Source organism: Aromatoleum evansii (genome assembly GCF_045689615.1).
Taxonomy (GTDB): Bacteria; Pseudomonadota; Gammaproteobacteria; order Burkholderiales; family Rhodocyclaceae; genus Aromatoleum; species Aromatoleum evansii.
In genome coordinates this window covers 1,573,446-1,589,255 of the sequence record NZ_CP141259.1, presented here as the reverse complement: position 1 = coordinate 1,589,255, position 15,810 = coordinate 1,573,446, and the positions used below count along the sequence as shown (strand labels likewise).

Sequence of the window (15,810 nt, the reverse complement as noted above, 5' to 3'; positions counted from 1 at the left end):
CAGGCTCGGAAGCGGACGAAGGCTCAGGCGAGCTCTTCGGGAATCTCGACGATCGCCCCGCGCGCCTGCTGGTAGGCCGGGCTCAGTTCGAGCGCGAATGCATCGCCGAACTGCGGACGCGCACGCAAGGCCGCGATCCGCACCCGGCTCTCCGGCAGCACCTCGGGAACCCAGCGGTCGAGCAGATCCGCGGCCAGATCCGGGCGATTGCACACCAGCACCATGTCGCAGCCGGCCGCATGGGCCGCCTTCGCACGAGCGAGGATATCGCCGGCCACGGCAGCCCCCTCCATCGTCAGGTCGTCGCTGAACACGACCCCCTTGAAGCCAACGCGCCCGCGCAGGACGTCCTGTAGCCAGAAAGGCGAAAAGCCGGCGGGATTCGGATCGACCTTCGGATAGATGACGTGCGCAGGCATGACGCCGGAAAGCAGGCGGCCGATGCGATGGCGATAAGGCGCGATGTCCTCGTTCCAGATCGCGTCGAAGGCGCGCTCATCGACCGGAATCTCGAGGTGCGAATCCGCCTCGACGAAACCATGTCCCGGGAAATGCTTGCCCACGCAGCCCATCCCCGCCTCAGCCATGCCCGCGGCAAGGGCCTGGGCGAGCGATGCCGCGACCTGCGGATCGCGATGGAAGGAGCGGTCCCCGATCACGCGGCTGCAGCCGTAATCGAGGTCGAGCACCGGCGCGAAGCTGAGATCGACACCGTGCGCGAGCAGTTCGGACGCGAGCACGAAGCCGACGGCGCGCGCCGCATCCAGGGCGGCCACGTGGTCGCGCGCCCACATCTGCCCGAGCCGGCGCATCGAAGGCAGGCGCGTGAAACCGTCGCTGCGGAAACGCTGCACGCGCCCGCCTTCGTGGTCGACCGCGATCACCAGCGCCGGTTCGCGCAAGGCGTGGATCTCGGCGGTCAGCGCGGAAAGCTGTTCCGATCCGGTGAAGTTGCGCGCGAACAGGATCACCCCGCCGACCAGCGGGTCGCACAGTCGCTCCCGCTCCTCGTCCGTGAGCGCGGTGCCCGCAACATCCAGCATCACCGGCCCGAGCGGCAGGCGCAACTTGTCTTGAGTCGTCGAATTCATGTCTTCTCGATCAGCGCAAACGCAACCACGTATTCGTTTTCATCACTCAGCGTGAGGTGCGCACTGAGGCCGCGCTCCTGCATGTAGGCGGCGAGCCCCTCGTCGAACATATAGACCGGCTTGCCAAGGCCATCGTGCCCGATCCGCACCGCATGCAGCGTCGCCGGAACGGCAACCCCCGTCCCCAGGGCCTTGCCGAAGGCTTCCTTGGCGGCGAAACGCTTCGCGAGGAAGCGGGCCGGATCGCGGCTCGCCCTGAAGCCGTCGCGCTCCTCGCCGATCGCGAGGATGCGCGTGGCGAAGCGCTCGCCGTTGCGCTCCAGCGCGGCACCCAGGCGGGCGATCTGGACGATGTCGGTACCGATGCCGTGAATCATCCGCGGACGCTCAGCAGCCCTGCCCCGCGGCCTCGCGCATCAGGCGCTTCATCTCGCGCACCGCCTCGCGCATGCCCGAGAAGACCGCCCGGCTGACGATCGCGTGGCCGATGTGCAGCTCGCGCACGCCCGCGAGCCGTGCGATCGGCTGCACGTTGTAGTAGTTGAGCGCATGGCCAGCATTGAAGCGCATGCCCAAGCCCCGGATCGCCTCGCCCGCATCGCGTATCTTCGCGATTTCGGCCAGCACCGACGCGCTTTCGCCGTCCCGTCCCGCATTATGGAAGGCATGTGCGTAAGGCCCGGTGTGGATCTCGCACACGCGCGCGCCAATGCGCGCGGCCGCCTCGACCTGCGCAATCTCCGCGTCGATGAATACGCTGGTGACGATACCGGCATCGGCCAGGCGTCCGACCACGCCCTTCAACCGCTCCTCCTGCGCGACGACGTCGAGCCCGCCTTCGGTCGTCACCTCGTGCCGCCCCTCGGGCACCAGCATCGCCATCTCGGGCTTGAGCCGGCACGCGATCCCGACCATCTCGTCGGTCGCCGCCATCTCGAGGTTGAGCTTGACCTGCGTCAGCTCGCGCAGGCGGCGCACGTCCTCGTCCTGGATATGGCGTCGGTCCTCGCGCAGATGCACGGTGATGCCGTCCGCGCCGCCCAGATGCGCCTCCACGGCCGCCCACACGGGGTCCGGTTCCCAGGTGCGACGCGCCTGGCGCAGCGTTGCCACATGGTCGATATTCACGCCGAGTTCGATCACAGCTCCAGCAACTCCTTTAAGACCCGGCGCGACTGCAGCGTCTGACCGCCGAGATAATGATTGATCAGCATGCGCAGCAAGACCTTGCTTTGCGCCAGCGTTTCGGGGCGAGAGAAATCGTCGTGCTCCATGTCGAGCAAGGTCTGGCCGCTCGTTGCCGCTGCATCGCCCGCCCCTTCCGGAACCGGCACCGGGCCGCGCTCGATTATATAGACGTAGTCCGTGCGAGGATCGAGCGGCTCACCCGAGTCGCCTTCCGCAGCGAGACCGATGCCGTAGCCCAACTCACGCAACAGTGCGAGCTCGAAGCGACGCAGGATCGGCTCCTGCGGCTCGCCGCGACCGAGGCAGGCAATCGCGCGGGCGTAGGCGTCGAACAGCACGGGATGCGGATCCTCGCGGGCCGTGAGCCGCACCAACAGCTCGTTCAGGTAGTAGCCGCACATCAGCCCACGACCGACCAGCAGGGGCTGGCCGCCGCAGCGCTCGGCGCGCACGAGCGTCTTCACCTCGCCGCCGCCCGACCAATCCAGCAGCAGCGGCTGGAATGCCATGATGACGCCGCGCAGCGCCGACATCGGGCGCCTTGCGCCCTTTGCCACAAGCGCAACGCGGCCGTAGTCGCGCGAGAAGACTTCGACGATGAGGCTGGTCTCGCGCCAGGGATGGGTATGCAGAACGAAGCCCGGCTGTCCGTCGACGCGCTGCTTCTGGCTCACGACGGCACGCGTCCGCAGGTCTTATTCGTAGCCCAGGCTCTTGAGGGCGCGCTCGTCATCCGCCCAGCCGCTCTTGACCTTGACCCACACCTCGAGAAACACCTTGCCGTCGAAGAGCTGCTCGAGTTCGACACGCGCCTCCGAGGCGATACGCTTGAGCTGCTCGCCCCCCTTGCCGATGACGATCGCCTTGTGACTGGCACGGTCGACGACCACCGCGGCATGGATGCGACGCAGATTGCCTTCCGTCTCGAACTTCTCGATCTCCACGGCAATGCCGTAGGGCAGCTCATCCCCCAGCAGGCGGAAAAGCTTCTCGCGCAGGAACTCGGCAGCGAGGAACCGCTCGCTGCGGTCGGTGACCTCGTCCTCGCCGTACATCGGCGCACCCTCAGGCAACAGCGGCGTCACCGCCCGCAGCAACTGCTCGACGTTGGTCCCACGCTCGGCACTGAGCGGGACGATCTCGGTGAACGGATAAGCGTCCTTCACGCGCGCGATGAAAGGCAGCAGTTGGGTCTTGTCGGCAAGCCGGTCGACCTTGTTGATGACCAGCACCACATTCCCTTCCTTCGGCAGCACCTCGACGACCTTGCGGTCATCTTCGCCGAAGCGGCCGGCCTCGATCACGAAGAGCACCAGATCCACGTCCGCGAGCACCTGCGACACCGTCCGGTTCATCGAACGGTTGAGCGCATTGCGATGCTTGGTCTGGAAGCCTGGCGTATCGACGAAGACGAACTGCGCCTCATCGTTCGTCAGGATTCCGGTGACGCGATGGCGCGTCGTCTGCGCCTTGCGCGAAACGATGCTGATCTTCTGCCCGATCAGACGGTTCAACAGCGTCGACTTGCCGACATTGGGCCGCCCGACGATGGCAACGAATCCCGTGCGGAACCCTTCGGGCGCGGCGGTGGGCCCGCTTTCCGGGCCAATATTCTCGTTCATGACTTCCTCAACTGCGCCAGCGCGTTCTCGGCCGACTGCTGTTCGGCGGCGCGACGACTCGCGCCCCGCCCGGTGGTACGGATCTTCAGCGCGTTGACCTCGCAGGTGACCTCGAATTCCTGCGCGTGCGCCTCGCCGTGCACCTTCACCGTCGTGTAGGTCGGGAGCGCCAGTCGGCGACCCTGCAGGTACTCCTGCAGCGCCGTCTTCGGGTCCTTGGCGGCCACGCGGGGATCGATCTCTGCGATCAGCGGTGCATACAGGCGATCGATCACGGCCTTGGCCGCGTCGAAGCCCTGATCGAGGAACACCGCCGCGAAAGTGGCCTCCATTGCGTCGGCGAGGATGGAGGGCCGGCGGAACCCGCCGCTCTTCATTTCCCCCTCGCCCAGGCGCAGGTACTCGCCGAGTTCCAACTCGCGGGCGATGCGGTGCAAGCCGTCCTGGCACACGAGCGAAGCACGCAGGCGGGACATCTCCCCCTCGCGCAACTCGCCGAATCGCTCGAAAAGTGCGATCGCGACGACGCAATTGAGGATGCTGTCGCCGAGAAACTCGAGCCGCTCGTTATTGGGCTGGCCGAAGCTGCGGTGCGTGAGCGCCTGCTCCAGCAGCGCGCGGTTCCCGAACTGGTACCCAAGGCCCCGCTGGAGGCGGTCGAGATTGACTGCCACTATCGTCCGGTCGTTGTCGCTTTGAAGTCGATCAGCAGGCTAACGTTGGCCACCACCGGCACCTGGCGCGAATACTCGACGTCGATCACGACCTTGCCGCCATCCTTGCGAATGTCGAGATCGGCCCCGGTGACCGTGACCACATCGTCGATCTGCCCTCGGCGCTCGAAACTCCGGCGCATGTCGGCGATCGACGCGCCGCCGTCGCCCTCATCAGCCACGAGTTTGATGATGCGCTGAATCGCGAAGTACTCGTTCACCGCCGGAACTGCACGAAAGCCGATCAGCAGCACGAAGCCCAGAAGGCCGCCGACAACCAGTACGCTGATGGGGCTCACGCCCCGCTGCCATTTCATCATCCGCATGCCGTCTCCGTATCAGTGGAACCCGCCAATCCGTTTCATGTCGTTGAAGTTGAACCAGATGAAGAACGCCCGGCCGACGATGTTCTCATCCGGTACGAACCCCCAGACGCGGCTGTCGCTGCTCGCATCGCGATTGTCACCCATCACGAAGTAATGCCCTTCGGGTACGGTGCAACGCACGCCGGACGTAGTATAGGTGCAGTTCTCCCGATGCGGATAATCGAGCACCTGCGGCACCAAGGGCGGCACGTCGCGTTCGATCAGCACCGAATGCTCCACCGCGCCGAGTTTTTCCTGGAAACGCGGCGAGTAGTACAGACGATCAGGGTGAAGATAATCGTCCTGCCCGGTGATCGGCACGGCTTCGCCGTTTATGCGCAGGCGCTTGTCCACGTACTCGATCCTGTCACCCGGCAGGCCCACGACGCGCTTGATGTAATCCATCGACGGATCGGCCGGGTAGCGGAATACCATCACGTCGCCGCGTTTGGGCGAATTGACGTCGATGATCTTCTTGTTGATCACCGGCAGCCTGATGCCATAGGTCCACTTGTTCACGAGGATGAAATCGCCGACAAGCAGCGTCGGGATCATAGATCCGGACGGGATCTTGAATGGCTCGACGATGAACGAACGCAGGCCGAACACGATCAGGATGACCGGAAAGAAACTCGCGCCATACTCGACCCACCAAGGCGAGGGGGTGCCGGGAGCGCGACGCTTCTTGGCGTAGAAACGATCGATGACCCACAGGATCGCTGTCGCCACCAGCAGCAGGAACAACACCAGCGCAAAGTTCACACAGACTCCGTTTCGTCGCGATTCAACGCGGCGCCCCACAGGGCGCCACCGCCTACTTGCCTTCGTCCACCCGCAACACGGAGAGGAAGGCCTCCTGCGGAATTTCGACGTTACCGACCTGCTTCATGCGCTTCTTGCCTTCCTTCTGCTTCTCGAGCAGCTTCTTCTTCCGCGAGATGTCACCGCCGTAACACTTCGCGAGCACGTTCTTGCGCAGCGCCTTGATGGTCTCCCGCGCAATGATGTGCGAGCCGATCGCCGCCTGGACTGCGACGTCGAACATCTGGCGCGGAATCAGCGAACGCAGCTTCGCTGCGACTTCACGGCCGCGATACTGCGCCGAGGCGCGATGCACGATCACCGACAGCGCGTCGACCTTCTCGCCGCCGACCATCATGTCGAGCTTCACGAGATCGGCCGCCCGATACTCCTTGAACTCGTAGTCGAGCGACGCGTAGCCGCGCGACACCGACTTCAGCTTGTCGAAGAAGTCCATCACCACTTCGTTCATAGGCAGATCGTAGATCAGCTGCACCTGCCGGCCGTGGTAGCGCATATCGACCTGCACGCCGCGCTTCAGGTTGCACAGCGTAATCACCGGACCGACATACTCCTGCGGCATGAAGATCGTCGCCGTGATGATGGGCTCACGAATCTCCGCGACCTTCGACAGGTCGGGCAGCTTGGACGGATTCTCGACGTGAATCACTTCGCCGCTGTTCATCACGACCTCATACACGACGGTAGGTGCCGTGGTGATGAGGTTCATGTCGAATTCACGTTCGAGGCGCTCCTGCACGATGTCCATGTGCAGCAGCCCGAGGAAGCCGCAGCGGAAGCCGAACCCCAAGGCCTGCGAGACTTCCGGCTCGAACTGCAGCGACGCGTCGTTGAGGCGCAGCTTCTCCAGCGAATCGCGCAACTGGTCGTATTCGCTCGACTCGACCGGATAAAGGCCCGCGAACACCTGCGGTTTGATCTCCTTGAAGCCGGGCAGCGGCTCAGCCGCCGGCCGGCTCGCGAGCGTCACGGTGTCGCCGACCTTCGCCGCCTGCAGTTCCTTGATGCCGGCAATGATGAACCCCACCTCGCCGGCGGACAACTCGGTACGCGCAACCGAGCGCGGCGTGAACACACCGACCTGGTCGCACGGATACTGCGCGCCAGTGGCCATCAACAGGATCCGGTCCTTCGGCCGCAGCACGCCGTCCACGACGCGCACCAGCATCACCACACCGACGTAGTTGTCGAACCACGAGTCAATGATCAGCGCCTTCAGCGGCGCGGCGGGATCGCCTTTGGGCGGCGGCACGCGGCGCACCACGGTCTCGAGCACATCCTCGATGCCCAGTCCGGTTTTCGCCGAACACAGCACCGCCTCGGACGCGTCGACGCCAATGACGTCCTCGATCTCCTGGCGCGCATTGTCCGGATCCGCGGCGGGCAGGTCGATCTTGTTCAGGACCGGTACGACCTCGACGTTTTGCTCGATCGCCGTGTAGCAGTTCGCGACCGTCTGCGCCTCCACGCCTTGCGACGCATCGACCACGAGGAGTGCGCCTTCGCACGCCGACAGCGAACGGCTCACCTCGTAGGAGAAGTCGACGTGTCCCGGAGTATCGATCAGGTTGAGGTTATAGACCTGGCCATCCTTCGCCTTGTACTGCAGGGCGGCGGTCTGCGCCTTGATGGTAATCCCGCGCTCGCGCTCGAGGTCCATCGAATCGAGCACCTGCTCCTCCATCTCGCGATCGGAAAGCCCGCCGCAATAGTGGATGAGGCGATCGGCCAGCGTAGATTTGCCGTGATCGATGTGGGCGATGATGGAAAAATTTCGGATGTGTTGCATGCGCCAACAAAAGAAAGGTGCCTCGCGGCACCTAATAAGTTTCGGTTGAATCGGCTAAGCGGCGGATTCTAGCGGAAAACGCCCGCAATAGGCACGGATCGCTCCCTCGTCCAGACGGTAATGACACAGCTCGGTATCACCGGCGAGGACGACGGGAACCAGTTCATCCCATTTGGCTTCAAGCGCCGGATCCGCGTCGACGTCCACGACGCGCACGTCCCATCCGAGTTCGGCGGCGAGCGGCAACAGCCGATCGATGAGGTCATGGCACAAGTGGCACCACTCGCGGCTCATCACGGTCAATTCGCGCTCCACGCTCAATCTCCCGCCCTCAGCGTCACGTAGCTCGTTCCAGAACCGCGGTGCACCAGCAGCGTGACCAACTGGCCATCCTTGATGTCCGCCGCCAGGCGCGTAAAACCGTCGACCGTCTTCAGCGCGACCTGACGCCCACCGGACACCATTGCGAGCACGATATCCCCGACCTGCAGGTCGGCGCGCGCTGCGGCACCCTGCGCCCGCTCGATAACCAGCCCGTGCTCCACGTTGCGCTCGCGCTTCTGCGCCGGGGTCGGCAATCCGAGCACCAGGCCGAGCTTGTTGGGGGCTGGCTTGGCGCGCTCGCTACGGCGCGAGCGCGGATTGCCTTCGTCAGCCCATTCGCCGACCACGATGCCGACCTCGCGCAGCACACCCGCCCGGTACAGCGACAGGCTTACCTGGGCTCCGGGGCGGCTCGACGACACGATCCGCGGCAGGTCGCTGGACTGCTCGACCGGCTTCCCGGCGAATCGCACGATCACGTCGCCTTGTTCGATACCTGCTTTCGCAGCGGGACCGTCGGGTTCGACCGCGCTCACGAGCGCTCCTTCCGCACGCGGCAGCGCGAAAGTCTCGGCCAGCGAGCGCGTCACTTCCTGGATTGCAACACCGATACGCCCGCGCTGGACCCGCCCGCTGGCCTTGAGCTGCGCCTGGATCTCCATCGCGAGGTTGATCGGGATCGCGAATGACAGCCCCATGAAACCACCGGTCTGGCTGTATATCTGCGAGTTGATGCCGACCACCTCGCCCTTCAGGTTGAACAGCGGCCCCCCGGAATTGCCGGGATTGATCGCGACGTCCGTCTGTATGAAGGGGACGAAGTTCTCATCCGGAAGGCTGCGCCCCTTGGCGCTGACGATACCGGCCGTCACCGAATGATCGAAGCCGAAGGGCGATCCGATCGCAACCACCCATTCGCCCACCTGCAGCTTGTCCGGGTCGCCGATCGTCAGTCGCGGCAAATCCGTCGCATCGATCTTGATCAGCGCGACGTCGGAGCGCGCGTCCGCCCCCACCACACGCGCCCGGAACTCGCGCTTGTCGTTGAGGCGGACAATGATCTCCTCCGCCTCCTCGACGACATGCGCATTGGTGAGAATATAACCGTCGGCGCTCACGATGAAGCCGGAGCCGAGCGACTTGTTGTCGGGGTCGATGCGTGGATGCTCGGGCTTGCGCGGAATGAAGCGCCGAAAGAAATCGAACATCGGATCGTCCGGTGCCAGCTGGGGAAAGCCCGGCCCCGCGCCCTTGCCTGCCTGGGCGGCGCTGATGTTCACCACGGCCGCCCCATGCCGCTGCACGATCTGCGTGAAATCGGGCAAGGCGATCACGCCGCCGGCGGCATATGCGGACGTGGCCGCAAACGCGCACGACAGCGCAAAGACAAGCGCACGCAACAGACGCCCGAGGCTCATCCCTCCTGCGCCCCCGTCACACCACATCCCGCGCTCCCGCGCACCATCTCGATTTCGAAGCCGTGACGCGCGGTGCGGCTGCGGAACACCGCACGATTGACCCCAAGCGCTATAGCAAGACCCGCAAGCCCGCCCGCCGCCGTGCCCAGGTCCTGCGCGCCGACATCGGCCAATGCGCTACCCAGCGCAGCTCCAATCAGCAGCAGTGCGACGGACAGGCCGTAGCCCAGCAGCGCACCCCGCAAGGGCGCACCGTCGCGCATCCGCAGGCGCACCTGCTCGCCCGGACGGACATCGATCGAATTCGGCACCGCGAACACTTCGTCCGGCGCCTTCAGCGCATACGCGATGCCGGTCGAGCGGCAGCCGCCCGGTTCATCGCAGCGTCCGCAGCCGCCCGCCCGCTCGGTGAGACGAACCCAGGCGCGCCCGCCTTCGACGCGATCGACGATGCCCTGCGCCTCATTCATCGCATCACCGGCTCGATCGCGTCGCCCAGCCGCTGCACCGAACGCAATGGCACTTCGCCCAGAGCCGTCACCAGATGTGGGCCGACGACGCGTTTGTAGATATTGATCGCACCACTCGCAAACGGCCCGGGCTCGACACGCGCCCCGTCATTCGGCTCGATGAACACCGAGATCGACGCGAGTCCGTCGCTATACACCATGTGCAGAGCCTCGCCGCGGTCGCGACCGAGCGGCCGGCGCATCACCGAAACGAGCGAGAACCCCGCAAGCGGGGCATTGAGCGCCCAACCGCTGTCCTCCTTGCGCACCTCGACGCCATTGGCGTGAACGACCCGCCAGTCGCTGCTTCTGGTGATGCGCGGGCGGAAGGCGTCGCTGCCGATCTCACCGCCGATTTTCACGTCGCTGAAGGTGAATTGCTCGACGATCTCGCCGCGCTCATCGACCGTACGGGCCTTGAGCAGCAGGCCCGACTGCACCTCCGCCCACAGTTGGTAGCCGAAGCGCAGGTCATCCTTCGGCTCCAGGATGATCTGCTGGGCGTCCAGCCCGGCAACGCGCCCCACGCTGCCCTTGCGGATACGATAATTCTCGGCGAGGCCGCCGAACGCCACGGGCAGTCGCGAAGGAAAGGCGCGCCGCGTACCGGGACGATCGACGATGACGGTCTTCTGGTCCGGCAGCACGCAACGCACTTCGCTGTTGCTGCGGATCACCTCGCGCGGGCTGCCGTCGAGCACCTCCAGGCGTTCATGCTCGCCGTTCGCGTCGCTCATGTGCGCGATGCGCGAGGTCTCGAAATTCTTCCCCGACTGATAGATGAAGGTACCGTAATAATTGAGGCGCTGGCCCGCAGTGGCCATGCGCCCGAGCCACGAGAGGGGATCACCCGGCGACTCGGCAATGGCCGGCGCCTGCGACAATGCCGCACAGACCGCCAATACAGCAGACACCCACCTCATCGGCCACTGCCCTGCCCGACGTCGGAAACGGTGCGCACGTGCTGGATCACACCCGAGATGGGCCCGCCGCCCGACATCGCCTGATGCACGAAGACATATTCGCGAGTCGGATCGACCGCGACCGGACTCGGCGAAACCGCAACCGGACGCACCGCCGCGTGCGCGGCGACGGCAGTCGACGATCGCGCGACGGCAACCTGCCCAGCCGTCGGCTGCCCCTGATCGCTGTATAGCGTATGGGCCACCCAGCCCACGGCAGCCACGCCCATCACCGAGGCGGCCAGCGGCATCAGCGACCGCCACAATCGCCCGCCTTCCGCTGCTGGACGTGAGGAAGGCGCCAGCAGGGACGGCTCCTCGTCGATATTCGCCATGACCCGCCCGACGAATCCGGCGTTGCCGTCACGATCTCCGCGCAGCACATCACCGATCAGGCAGTAAGCCTCCCAGTCGGTACGCAACGAACGGTCCCGCCGCATCGACTCGAAAACCGGATGCGCCGATTGCTCGTCGAGATCACCATCCAGAAGTGCCGACAATCTGTCCTTCATGAGTACCACCTACCAACGTTTATCAGGCGCCGTATCCAGCAGCGGCCGCAGTCTTTCAGCAATCGCCTCGCGTGCGCGGAAGATTCGCGAACGCACGGTTCCGATCGGACAATCCATGATGCTGGCAATTTCCTCGTAGCTCAGCCCTTCGAGTTCACGCAGCATGATCGCAGTACGCAACTCCTCCGGCAGCGCTTCCATCGCGTGATCGACCGTCTCGCCGATCTGCCGCGTCATCATCAGACGCTCCGGCGTATTGATGTCACGCAACTGCTCGCCTTCCTCGAAGGTTTCCGCCTCTTCGGAATCGAATCCGGTCGAGGTGGGCGCCCGTCGGCCTTGCGAAACCAGGTAGTTCTTGGCGGTATTGATCCCGATACGGTAAAGCCACGTGTAAAAAGCGCTATCACCACGAAACGATCCCAAGGCGCGATACGCCTTGATGAAGGTTTCCTGGGCCACATCCTCGACCTCTGCCGAATCGCGGATCAAGCGGGACAGCAGCCTGTGCAGCTTGCGTTGGTACTTTGCTACCAGCAAGCCGAAAGCCTGCTTGTCACCGCGCTGCACGCGCTCGACAAGCTGCTGATCTATCTCGCGATCGCTCATGGGCGGGTCGTTACTCTATGTTGTGCAAAATCCGCGCCAGTATAGCGACCCAGCCCCGTCTCCGGCAAAGTCGAAGCTAACAAGAAGACCGACACGCTTTGAAATAGTTCAGACCCCGACATGGTTTTCAGTCGCAGCAAACGGCCTGCTACGGCCCAGGCCCGGAGCGCCACATCGAACGTGATATAGTTCATGCACCTGTCGATCCTTGGCACATACGATCTTGTCAAAACAATACGACGTACTCATCCTCGGCAGCGGCGCGGCGGGACAGTCGATCGCGCTGCGTCTGGCAGACAAACTCCGAGTCGCCCTGGTTACCAAACGCGCGATCTCCGACAGTGCCAGCGCCTGGGCTCAAGGCGGCATCGCCGCGGTCCTCGACACCTCCGACAGCATCGAGGCGCACATCCAGGACACTTATATCGCGGGCGGTGGCCTGTGCGACCCGAATGCCACACGCTTTGTTGTCGAACATGGCAAAGCGGCCATCGAATGGCTGATCGGACGTGGCGTCCCCTTCACCCGCGAGGATCAGTCCAGCCTCGGATACCACCTCACGCGCGAAGGCGGCCACTCGCATCGGCGAATCATCCACGCTGCCGACGCCACCGGCGCCGCGGTGCAGGCCACGCTGACCGAACAGGTCAGCAAGCACCCCAACATCGACATCCTCGAGAATCACATCGCGGTCGATCTGATCCGCGGCGACAAGCTGGGCCTACCCGAGCAAGGCTGTCTCGGCGCCTATGTGCTCGACATCACCAACGATCGCGTGGAGACGATCGGTGCGCGCAACACCGTGATTGCCACCGGCGGAGCCGGCAAGGTCTATCTATATACGACCAACCCCAGCGTCGCAACCGGCGACGGCATTGCCATGGCATGGCGGGCGGGTTGCCGCGTGGCGAACATGGAATTCATCCAGTTCCACCCCACCTGCCTGTACCACCCGCAGGCGAAGTCATTCCTGATATCGGAAGCCGTGCGCGGCGAAGGCGGTCTGCTGAAGCTGCCTGACGGCACCCGCTTCATGCCGGCCCACGACGCACGCGCCGAGCTGGCTCCGCGCGACATCGTCGCCCGTGCCATCGACTTCGAGATGAAGAAACACGGTCTCGACTGCGTCTATCTCGATATCAGTCACAAGCCGGCCGAGTGGTTGCGCGAACATTTTCCCAATATTCACGCACGCTGCCTGGAATTGGGAATCGACATCACGCGCGAGGGGATTCCCGTCGTACCTGCGGCGCACTACACCTGCGGCGGCATCGTCACCGACCTTGCCGCACGGACCGACGTTCCCAACCTCTATTCCGTTGGCGAATCGGCGTACACAGGCCTCCACGGCGCCAACCGCCTCGCCAGCAACTCGCTCCTGGAGTGTCTCGTCTTCGGCGAAGCAGCAGCGAATGACATCCTTTCGCAGGCGAAGCGGCCCCTGCCGAGGCTCCCCGACTGGGACGAGAGCCGCGTGACCGACGCCGACGAAGAGGTCGTGATCTCGCACAACTGGGCGGAGTTGCGCCGTTTCATGTGGGACTATGTCGGCATCGTGCGCACGACCAAGCGCCTGCAGCGTGCCCAGCACCGCATCCGCCTGCTGGCGCGCGAAATCAACGAGTTCTACTCGCACTTCCGCGTCAGCAACGACCTGATCGAATTGCGCAACCTCGTCGTCACCGCCGACCTGATCGTACGCTGCGCCTTGCGCCGCAAGGAAAGCCGCGGACTACACAGCTCGCGCGATTACCCGGATACGCTACCGGTCGCACGCCCCACCATCCTGCGACCACACCGGCGCTGAACGACCGCAACAACCCGTTCCACCGTCGCGGAACCCTCGGCTCAACGCAGCGGGGGCGCTCCGTGCTCGGTCGCGTTGTTTTCGACGACACCTTCGATTGGGGCGGCACCGACCTTGTGTCGGAGCCAGATCTTGAGCTCCCGCCACTCATCCCCACGGACGTTTCCGCGCACCACCATCAGCGCCCCTCGAATCGACCTGCGCGGCGAGCGCCGCACCCGCGTTCCGCGCCAGTGAATCCACACCGCCCAACCGAAATCGACGCAGCCCGCCTCGGCCAACGCATACACGGTTCGCCGGCCGCGGCCATCAGGGTCCACTGAGAGCTCCGCATTGTCCTGGAGGACCAGACGAACCCCCGCCTTTTCCTTTTCCGCGCGGTTGGCCAAGTGCAGCGAGAATCCCAAACCCGCGATCACGACAATCACCAGCGGCAGAGGAAAGGACGAACGCAGAAATGCAAACGCCGCGATCGCATGGATCGCGGCGTTCAACAGCAACATCTGCTTCGCCGGACGAAGCCCTATTTCAAGCGGGTAGCGCACCGGCCACCCCGCACCGACTCAGACGCGACGGAACGCGATGGTTCCGTTGGTCCCGCCAAAGCCGAACGAATTCGACAGCGCGGCGCGGATCTCCATCGGGCGGGCCTTGTTCGCGACGTAGTCGAGATCGCAACCTTCGTCCTGCTCGAAGATATTGATCGTCGGCGGAGCGATCTGGTTATGGATCGCCAGCGTCGTGAACACCGCCTCGACACCTCCCGCTGCGCCCAGCAGGTGCCCCGTCATCGATTTGGTCGAATTCACCGCAATCGACTTGGCGCGGTCGCCGAAGCAACGCTTGACCGCCGTCGTCTCGGCCAGGTCGCCGAGCGGGGTCGACGTGCCGTGCGCGTTGATGTAATCGACCTCTTCGAGCGACATGCCGGCATCACGCATCGCATTGGTCATGCAGCGCGCGGCACCGTTGCCGTCCTCGCATGGGGCGGTCATGTGGTAGGCGTCCGCGCTCATGCCGTAACCGACGACTTCAGCGTAGATCTTTGCCCCACGCGCCTTCGCGTGCTCGTATTCCTCGAGCACGAGAACGCCCGCACCCTCGCCCAGGACGAAGCCGTCGCGCCCCTTGTCCCACGGACGGCTCGCCGTCTGCGGGTCGTCGTTGCGCGTGGACAGCGCGCGGGCCGAGGCAAACCCGCCAACGGCCAGAGGCGTGACGGTCGACTCCGCGCCCCCCGCGATCATCACGTCGGCGTCGCCGTACTGGATGAGGCGTGCCGCCTCGCCGATGCAGTGTGTGGCGGTCGTGCATGCGGTCACCATCGCCAGGCACGGCCCCTTGAGGCCGAACATGATCGACAGGTTGCCCGCGATCATGTTGATGATCGTGCCGGGGATGAAGAACGGGGAAATCTTGCGCGGCCCCGCCTTCAGGTAATCGTCGTGGGTCGCTTCGATCATCGGCAGACCGCCGATGCCCGACCCAAGATTGACGCCGATGCGCTCGGCGTTCTCTGCAGTCACCTGCAGCCCGGCATCCTTGAAGGCCTGGATGCCGGCGGCCATGCCGTAATGGATGAAGACATCCATGCGGCGCGCCTCTTTCGGCGAGAGATACGCGCCGATGTCGAACCCCTTCACCTCACCGGCGATCTTCACCGGGAAGTTCGTGGTATCGAAGCGCGTAATCTCGCCGATACCGGAGCGGCCGTTGACGATATTGTCCCAGGCCTCCGGAACGGTATTGCCGACCGGGGAGATGATGCCCAGACCGGTAATGACGACTCTGCGACGGGTCAATGTTCGCTCCGGTAATCAGTCTTACTTCTTCAGGTGGGCGTTGACGTAGTCAATCGCCTGCTGAACCGTGGTGATCTTCTCAGCTTCCTCGTCCGGGATTTCGCACTCGAACTCTTCCTCGAGGGCCATGACCAGTTCCACGGTATCCAGCGAATCCGCGCCCAGATCGTCGACGAACGAGGACTCGATCTTGATTTCCGACTCGTTCACACCAAGTTGTTCGGCGACAATTTTCTTGACGCGCTGCTCGATGTTCTCCATGAACTAACTCCTTCCC

General features: G+C 64.4%; 19 protein-coding genes. 1 reads left to right on the top strand and 18 read right to left on the bottom strand.

The annotated features are described in order from the left end of the window. Positions 1–23: 23 nt before the first annotated feature. The 15 genes from nagZ to rpoE are packed head-to-tail and all read right to left on the bottom strand — an operon-like array spanning position 24 to position 11,924. Positions 24–1,091 (bottom strand): beta-N-acetylhexosaminidase, encoded by a 1,068-nt coding sequence (gene nagZ, locus U5817_RS07295; protein WP_407280206.1) that lies wholly within the window; start codon positions 1,089–1,091, stop codon positions 24–26. Further along, on the bottom strand, positions 1,088–1,468 hold the full coding sequence (gene acpS / locus U5817_RS07290) for a holo-ACP synthase (protein ID WP_169131822.1): 381 nt from the start codon (positions 1,466–1,468) through the stop codon (positions 1,088–1,090). The genes nagZ and acpS overlap by 4 nt, the downstream gene beginning before the upstream one ends. A 10-nt stretch (positions 1,469–1,478) precedes the next feature. After that, positions 1,479–2,234: a pyridoxine 5'-phosphate synthase gene (locus U5817_RS07285; protein WP_169131824.1), complete on the bottom strand. Its 756-nt coding sequence runs from the start codon at positions 2,232–2,234 to the stop codon at positions 1,479–1,481. Beyond that, positions 2,231–2,953, bottom strand: coding sequence for a DNA repair protein RecO (gene recO, locus U5817_RS07280; protein WP_407280205.1), 723 nt, complete (start codon positions 2,951–2,953; stop codon positions 2,231–2,233). The genes U5817_RS07285 and recO overlap by 4 nt, the downstream gene beginning before the upstream one ends. Positions 2,954–2,974: 21 nt before the next feature. Then, positions 2,975–3,901: a GTPase Era gene (gene era / locus U5817_RS07275; protein WP_407280204.1), complete on the bottom strand. Its 927-nt coding sequence runs from the start codon at positions 3,899–3,901 to the stop codon at positions 2,975–2,977. Further along, the gene (gene rnc / locus U5817_RS07270; protein ID WP_407280203.1) at positions 3,898–4,575 is read right to left on the bottom strand and encodes a ribonuclease III; all 678 of its coding nucleotides are present in this window, start codon (positions 4,573–4,575) and stop codon (positions 3,898–3,900) included. The genes era and rnc overlap by 4 nt, the downstream gene beginning before the upstream one ends. Beyond that, entirely contained in the window at positions 4,575–4,940 is a 366-nt protein-coding gene (locus U5817_RS07265) for a DUF4845 domain-containing protein (protein ID WP_169131830.1), read from the bottom strand. Before U5817_RS07265 ends, rnc begins: the two co-directional genes overlap by 1 nt. A gap of 12 nt (positions 4,941–4,952) precedes the next feature. Further along, entirely contained in the window at positions 4,953–5,741 is a 789-nt protein-coding gene (gene lepB / locus U5817_RS07260) for a signal peptidase I (protein ID WP_169131832.1), read from the bottom strand. Positions 5,742–5,793: 52 nt separating this feature from the next. Then, positions 5,794–7,590, bottom strand: a complete 1,797-nt coding sequence (gene lepA, locus U5817_RS07255; RefSeq protein WP_407280202.1) for a translation elongation factor 4 — start codon at positions 7,588–7,590, stop codon at positions 5,794–5,796. A 54-nt stretch (positions 7,591–7,644) separates the two neighbouring features. Next, positions 7,645–7,905, bottom strand: coding sequence for a glutaredoxin family protein (locus tag U5817_RS07250; RefSeq protein WP_407280201.1), 261 nt, complete (start codon positions 7,903–7,905; stop codon positions 7,645–7,647). Between the two features lie 2 nt (positions 7,906–7,907). Continuing rightward, positions 7,908–9,332 carry a Do family serine endopeptidase gene (locus U5817_RS07245; RefSeq protein WP_407280200.1) on the bottom strand — a complete coding sequence of 475 codons (1,425 nt, stop codon included), beginning with the start codon at positions 9,330–9,332 and terminating at the stop codon, positions 7,908–7,910. After that, complete coding sequence (locus U5817_RS07240; RefSeq protein ID WP_407280199.1) at positions 9,329–9,802, bottom strand: SoxR reducing system RseC family protein; 474 nt, start codon at positions 9,800–9,802, stop codon at positions 9,329–9,331. The genes U5817_RS07245 and U5817_RS07240 overlap by 4 nt, the downstream gene beginning before the upstream one ends. After that, a complete protein-coding gene (locus U5817_RS07235) occupies positions 9,799–10,764 on the bottom strand; it encodes a MucB/RseB C-terminal domain-containing protein (protein WP_407280198.1) in 966 nt (321 codons plus the stop codon). Before U5817_RS07235 ends, U5817_RS07240 begins: the two co-directional genes overlap by 4 nt. Next, complete coding sequence (locus U5817_RS07230; protein WP_407280197.1) at positions 10,761–11,315, bottom strand: sigma-E factor negative regulatory protein; 555 nt, start codon at positions 11,313–11,315, stop codon at positions 10,761–10,763. The genes U5817_RS07235 and U5817_RS07230 overlap by 4 nt, the downstream gene beginning before the upstream one ends. A 9-nt stretch (positions 11,316–11,324) precedes the next feature. Then, positions 11,325–11,924: an RNA polymerase sigma factor RpoE gene (gene rpoE / locus U5817_RS07225; RefSeq protein WP_169131844.1), complete on the bottom strand. Its 600-nt coding sequence runs from the start codon at positions 11,922–11,924 to the stop codon at positions 11,325–11,327. Positions 11,925–12,147: 223 nt separating this feature from the next. On the opposite strand from rpoE, the gene nadB reads away from it, so the two are divergent. Further along, positions 12,148–13,731, top strand: a complete 1,584-nt coding sequence (gene nadB, locus U5817_RS07220; RefSeq protein WP_169131846.1) for an L-aspartate oxidase — start codon at positions 12,148–12,150, stop codon at positions 13,729–13,731. A gap of 41 nt (positions 13,732–13,772) precedes the next feature. Here the strand turns inward: nadB and U5817_RS07215 are convergent, their stop codons facing one another. The 3 genes from U5817_RS07215 to acpP are packed head-to-tail and all read right to left on the bottom strand — an operon-like array spanning position 13,773 to position 15,794. Continuing rightward, a complete protein-coding gene (locus U5817_RS07215; protein ID WP_407280196.1) occupies positions 13,773–14,234 on the bottom strand; it encodes a hypothetical protein in 462 nt (153 codons plus the stop codon). A 60-nt stretch (positions 14,235–14,294) separates the two neighbouring features. Further along, entirely contained in the window at positions 14,295–15,533 is a 1,239-nt protein-coding gene (gene fabF / locus U5817_RS07210) for a beta-ketoacyl-ACP synthase II (RefSeq protein ID WP_407280195.1), read from the bottom strand. Positions 15,534–15,554: 21 nt separating this feature from the next. Further along, positions 15,555–15,794 (bottom strand): acyl carrier protein, encoded by a 240-nt coding sequence (acpP, locus tag U5817_RS07205; protein ID WP_004255952.1) that lies wholly within the window; start codon positions 15,792–15,794, stop codon positions 15,555–15,557. Positions 15,795–15,810 lie beyond the last annotated feature (16 nt).